The organism is Actinophytocola sp., from assembly GCF_036402745.1.
Taxonomy (GTDB): domain Bacteria; phylum Actinomycetota; class Actinomycetes; order Mycobacteriales; family Pseudonocardiaceae; genus Actinophytocola.
The window spans coordinates 1-4750 of record NZ_DASWSJ010000426.1; the positions used below are offsets into that span (position 1 = coordinate 1).

Consider the following 4750-nt stretch of genomic DNA (forward strand, 5'->3'; position numbering starts at 1 on the left):
GACCGTGGTGATCGGGCCGCTGAACCGGACCTTCCCGCCGAAGATCCGGAACACCGGATCACAGACCTGGATGTCCGGGTGGGCGTCGCACAGATCGGTCGTGGCAGGTGTCGTCACGGGCAGCTCGCTCTCATCGTGGGCGGATGGTTATAACCTATAACGGCCGACCCGAGGAGAGCAGTGCCCGAGCCATCGCCAGCAGGTCCGCCCGGCTTCGCGACGAAGAGCGACCTGGCCTACACCCGCGTCCGAGAGCTCATCGGCACCGGCGATCTCGCGCCGGGGGCCGTCCTTCCCCAGGCCGCGCTCGCCCGGACCATCGGCATCAGCACCACTCCCCTGCGCGAGGCGCTCCGCCGGTTGATGCAGGAGGGCCTGGTGGACCTGGACGCGCACCGGAACGCCCGGGTCCGACCACTGGACGCCGCCGAGGCCCGGGATCTGCTGGAGCTCCGGCAGACGCTGGACCCCCTGGCCGCCTCCCTCGCGGCGCAGCGCCGGACCGACGCCGACCTCGCCGACGTCCGCGCAGCCCTCGACGGTCTCGAGGCACTGAGCAGCCGCCCCTCGACCGCCCAGCTGGAGAGCCATCAGCGCTTCCATGCCGCCATCCACCACGCCGCGCACAACGCCCTGCTGACGCAGACCCTCGACGGGCTCTGGCTGAAGACCGACCGCTACCGACGGCACGGACTCGAAGCCGGCCGCACGAACGAGGAGCGCGACGCCCGAGCCACTGAGCACCGGCTGCTGTTCGAGGCGGTCCGGAACGGCGACCCGGAGGCCGCGGCCGATCTGATGCGCCGGCACATCGAGAGCAGTCTGGGAGCGCAGTTGCTCGACCGGCTGGGCGATCCGGAGCCGCCGCGGTGAGCAGCGCCGGTGGCGGGCAGCCCGGTCCGGGACGCCGCCTGCTGGCCCTCCTGCTGCTGCACTCAGCGCTCACCCAGGTGGTCACGTTCGCCCTCCGCCCGACGTCGGCCTACCGGGCACTGGAGCTGGACGTGCCGACCGCCTGGCTCGGCGCGCTGACCGCCTCCTTCGCCGTGGTGCCCCTGCTGCTCGCCGTCCCGTCCGGCCAGGCCACCGACCGCTTCGGCGAGCGCCGCGTGATGCTCGTGGGGGCGGTGCTGATGGCGCTGTCCGGCGCCGTCTTCGCCACCGAGCGGGGCGGCGCGGCCGGACTCGTCCTGGGCAGCGTGGTGCTGGGCACCGGCCATCTGTTCTCGGTCGTCGGACAGCAGGCGGCCGTGGCCAACACCGCCGGCCCCGGGCGCCTGGACACGGCGTTCGGCTACTACACGTTCGCGGCGTCGCTGGGCCAGGCCATCGGCCCGGCCCTGATCACCGTGATCGGCGGCAGCGGGTCGCTGCCGGACACCACGCCGATCTTCTTCACGGCCACGGGCCTGGGCGTCGCCCTGCTCGTCTGCACCGCGTTCCTGCGGATGCCCGCCCGCGAGGGGGCCGGCGGCGGCACCGCGAGCGGCGGCATGGGCACGCTGCTGCGCGTACCCGGACTGCTGCGGGCTCTGCTGGTCAGCTGCGTCGTCCTGGCGGCCGTGGACATCACGCTCGTCTACCTGCCGGCACTGGGCGCCGACCGTGGCCTCGCCGCGGGCTTCGTCGGGCTGCTGCTGACGCTGCGCGCCGTCGCGTCGATGAGCTCACGTCTGTTCCTCGGCCGGCTGGTGCGCCTGGCCGGCCGCCGGAGGCTGATGATCGTGAGCGTGGCCCTGTCGGCGGTGTCCATGGCCCTCGTCGCGGCCCCGCTCCCCGCGGCGGTCATGGCCGCGGCGGTGGTCCTGCTCGGGCTCGGCCTGGGCGTGGGGCAGCCGGTCACCATGTCCTGGCTCGCCGAGGTGGCACCCACGGGTCTGCGCGGCCGGGCGATGTCCCTGCGGCTGACCGGCAACCGGCTCGGCCAGGTGCTCATCCCGAGCGCGGTCGGCCTGGTCGCCGTAGGAGTGGGTGCGGCCGGCGTGCTGGCGGCCACGGCCGCCGCGCTCGCGGTCGTCGGGATCGCGGCAAGACGGCTCGCCGTGGACGGCGACCCGGGGAGCTAGGACCGCGCGGCGATCCACTCGACCACGGCGTCGGTGAACCCGTCGGTCGAGGCGGTGCCGCCGAGGTCCCGGGTGCTGATCCCGCCGCGAACCGCCGCACGCACGCCGTCCTCGATCCGCAGCGCCGCGTCGGCCGCACGCGCGTCGCCGTGCCGCGTGCCCAGCCAGTGCATCAGCATCCCCGCCGACAGGATCATCGCGACCGGGTTGGCCTGGCCCGTGCCGGCGATGTCCGGAGCGGACCCGTGCGAGGCCTGCGCCATGCACCGGTCGTCGGAGGCGTTGATCGACGGGGCGATGCCCAACGACCCGGCCAGCTCGCCGGCTAGCTCGGAGAGGATGTCGCCGAACATGTTCTCGGTGACGACGACGTCGAAGGACGACGCCCGGCGCAGCAGGTGCACCGTCATCGCGTCGATGTGGACGTCGTCCACGTCGACGTCGGGATAGGTCTCGGCCACCTCGAGGCAGATCCGCTTGAACAGCCCGGAGGTCAGCTGCAGGACGTTCGCCTTGTGCACGATCGTGAGCTTCTTCCGTCGGCGCCGGGCCAGCTCGAACGCCGTCCGGGCGATCCGCTCGATCGCCGGCCGGGTGAAGACGCCCATCGCGATCGCGACGTCCGGCGTGGGCATGAACTCCCCCGTGCCGGCGTAGGTGTTGCGGTCGGCGTAGAAGCCCTCGGTGTTCTCCCGCACGATCACCAGGTCGGTGTCGGGCGCGATCGCGCGCCCGCCACCGACGCCGCGCGCCGGCCGGATGTTGGCGTACAGGTCGAAGTGCTTGCGGATCGCGCCGCTCGGGTTCAGCTGGGACCGGAAGGGCTCGGGATAGGCGGCACTGTCGTGCGGTCCGAGCAGCCAGCCGTCGAGCTCGGCGAGCGCCTCCACCGTCGTGGCCGGGAGCGCACTGCCGTGCTCGGCGATCGCGGAGGCGCCCAGCGGCAGCACCTGCCAGTCGATCCGGTCGGCTCCGGCGGCCGCGAGGGCGGCGTCGACCACGCGCACGGCCGCGGGGACGATCTCGGGGCCGATGCCGTCACCCGTCAGGACCCCGAGGCGGTAGCGACTCATGCCGGCGTCGCGCCGCGGTCGCCCGCGGACAGGTGCTCGAACGTCTCACCGGTGGCGGTGATCGTGCGGGTGACGTCGCGGCCGCCGTAGACCCAGTAGATGGTCATCGAGCCCGCACCGCGGTTGCGGAAGCAGTGCCGAATGCCGGCCGGCACCCAGGTGGCCTGGCCGGCGACCAGATCGAACTCCTCCTCGCCGACGACGGCGGTCGCCTCGCCGTCGACGACGAGGACGGACTCCTCGACGTTGTGCGAGTGCAGCGGGATCGCGGTGCCGGGTGAGAAGACCGTCATTCCGGTCGTGACCGTGTTCCCCTCGCAGTTCCACCTGCCGACGAACGGGATCGTGACGACGCCGTTGCCGCGGTCGAAGCGCTCGATCGTCTCCGGGCGCAGCACCATCGACGGCGGAACGGGCTGCGCGCTCACGGGGACTCCTCGGCGGTGTGGGTGACCAGCAGCCGGCCGGGGGTGTTGAGCTGGTCGACGAGGACCCGGTCGGCGACCGTGCGCCACCGGGCGAAGTGCGCAGCGGCCTTGTGCGCCGCGAACGCCGCCGCGTCGGTGTAGAGCTCGTAGAGCAGGAACCGGTTCTCGTCGTCGGCCACCGAGCAGACGTCGAACCGCAGGCAGCCGGGCTCGTTCCGGACCGACGCCTCGGCGTTCAGCGCGATGCCGGCGAGGAACTCCTCGCGCCGGCCCGGCCGCACCTCCATCTGGACCACCAGGCTGAACATCTCGTCCTCGATCCGTCGGAGTGCTTGTATGCGGTACTGTATACAAGATGACGAACGGCGCGGCACCCCAGTACGAGCCGCGGATCGCCCCCGACGCCCTGCGCGACTTCGGCAGCCGGATCCTCACCGCCCTCGGCGTGCCCGGGGACGACGCTGCTCTGGTCGCCGACAGCCTCGTGCAGGCCGATCTGTGGGGTCACCAGTCCCATGGCTTCCTGCGGCTCCCCTGGTACGCCGCCCGCCTGCGCTCGGGCGCGATGCATCCGGTCACGGATCCGGCGGTCCTCTCCGACACCGGGCCACTGGTCCTGCTCGACGGCCGCGACGGCATCGGTCAGGTGCTCACCGAGCGCGCCCGTGAGCTGGCGGTGCAGCGGGCCCGCACCCACGGCGTCGGCGTCGTGGGCGTGCGCAACTCCAACCACTTCGGCACGGCGATGTACTTCACCCGCCGGGCGGCGCGCGACGGGTTCGTCGCGGTGCTGACCACCAACGCCAGCCCGGCGATGGCCCCGTGGGGCGGCCGCGAGAAGCGGCTCGGCACCAATCCGTGGTCGATCGCGGCGCCGGCGCCCGACGGCGGGGTCGTCGCCGTCGACATCGCGAACACCGCCGTGGCCCGGGGCAAGATCCACCTCGCCAAGAACCGGAACGAGTCCATTCCGGAGACCTGGGCACTCACCGCCGACGGCGCGCCGACGACCGATCCGGCGGAGGGCGTGCTCGGCGTCCTGCTCCCCATGGCCGGCCACAAGGGCTACGCGATCACGTTCCTGATGGACGTGCTCTCCGGCGCGCTCACCGGCAGTGCGGTCGGCACCGGCGTCCACGGCCCCTACGAGGCCGGCGAGCGCAGTGGCGCCGGGCACCTCTTC

The 4750-nt window shown here is 73.0% G+C and carries 6 protein-coding genes; 3 read left to right on the top strand and 3 right to left on the bottom strand.

Features of this window, described 5'->3' with window-relative positions:
• Positions 1-180: 180 nt before the first annotated feature.
• Positions 181-873 (top strand): GntR family transcriptional regulator, encoded by a 693-nt coding sequence (locus VGD70_RS36815; protein ID WP_331089810.1) that lies wholly within the window; start codon positions 181-183, stop codon positions 871-873.
• Complete coding sequence (locus VGD70_RS36820) at positions 870-2066, top strand: MFS transporter (protein ID WP_331089811.1); 1197 nt, start codon at positions 870-872, stop codon at positions 2064-2066. Before VGD70_RS36815 ends, VGD70_RS36820 begins: the two co-directional genes overlap by 4 nt.
• Here the strand turns inward: VGD70_RS36820 and VGD70_RS36825 are convergent.
• The 3 genes from VGD70_RS36825 to VGD70_RS36835 are packed head-to-tail and all read right to left on the bottom strand — an operon-like array spanning position 2063 to position 3875.
• Positions 2063-3139, bottom strand: a complete 1077-nt coding sequence (locus VGD70_RS36825) for an isocitrate/isopropylmalate dehydrogenase family protein (protein WP_331089813.1) — start codon at positions 3137-3139, stop codon at positions 2063-2065. The genes VGD70_RS36820 and VGD70_RS36825 overlap by 4 nt on opposite strands.
• The gene (locus tag VGD70_RS36830) at positions 3136-3567 is read right to left on the bottom strand and encodes a cupin domain-containing protein (protein WP_331089815.1); all 432 of its coding nucleotides are present in this window, start codon (positions 3565-3567) and stop codon (positions 3136-3138) included. Before VGD70_RS36830 ends, VGD70_RS36825 begins: the two co-directional genes overlap by 4 nt.
• Positions 3564-3875 (bottom strand): putative quinol monooxygenase, encoded by a 312-nt coding sequence (locus VGD70_RS36835; protein ID WP_331089817.1) that lies wholly within the window; start codon positions 3873-3875, stop codon positions 3564-3566. The genes VGD70_RS36830 and VGD70_RS36835 overlap by 4 nt, the downstream gene beginning before the upstream one ends.
• A gap of 47 nt (positions 3876-3922) precedes the next feature.
• Here VGD70_RS36835 and VGD70_RS36840 point away from each other — a divergent pair.
• On the top strand, positions 3923-4750 hold an 828-nt coding region (locus VGD70_RS36840; protein ID WP_331089819.1), incomplete at its 3' end, for an Ldh family oxidoreductase.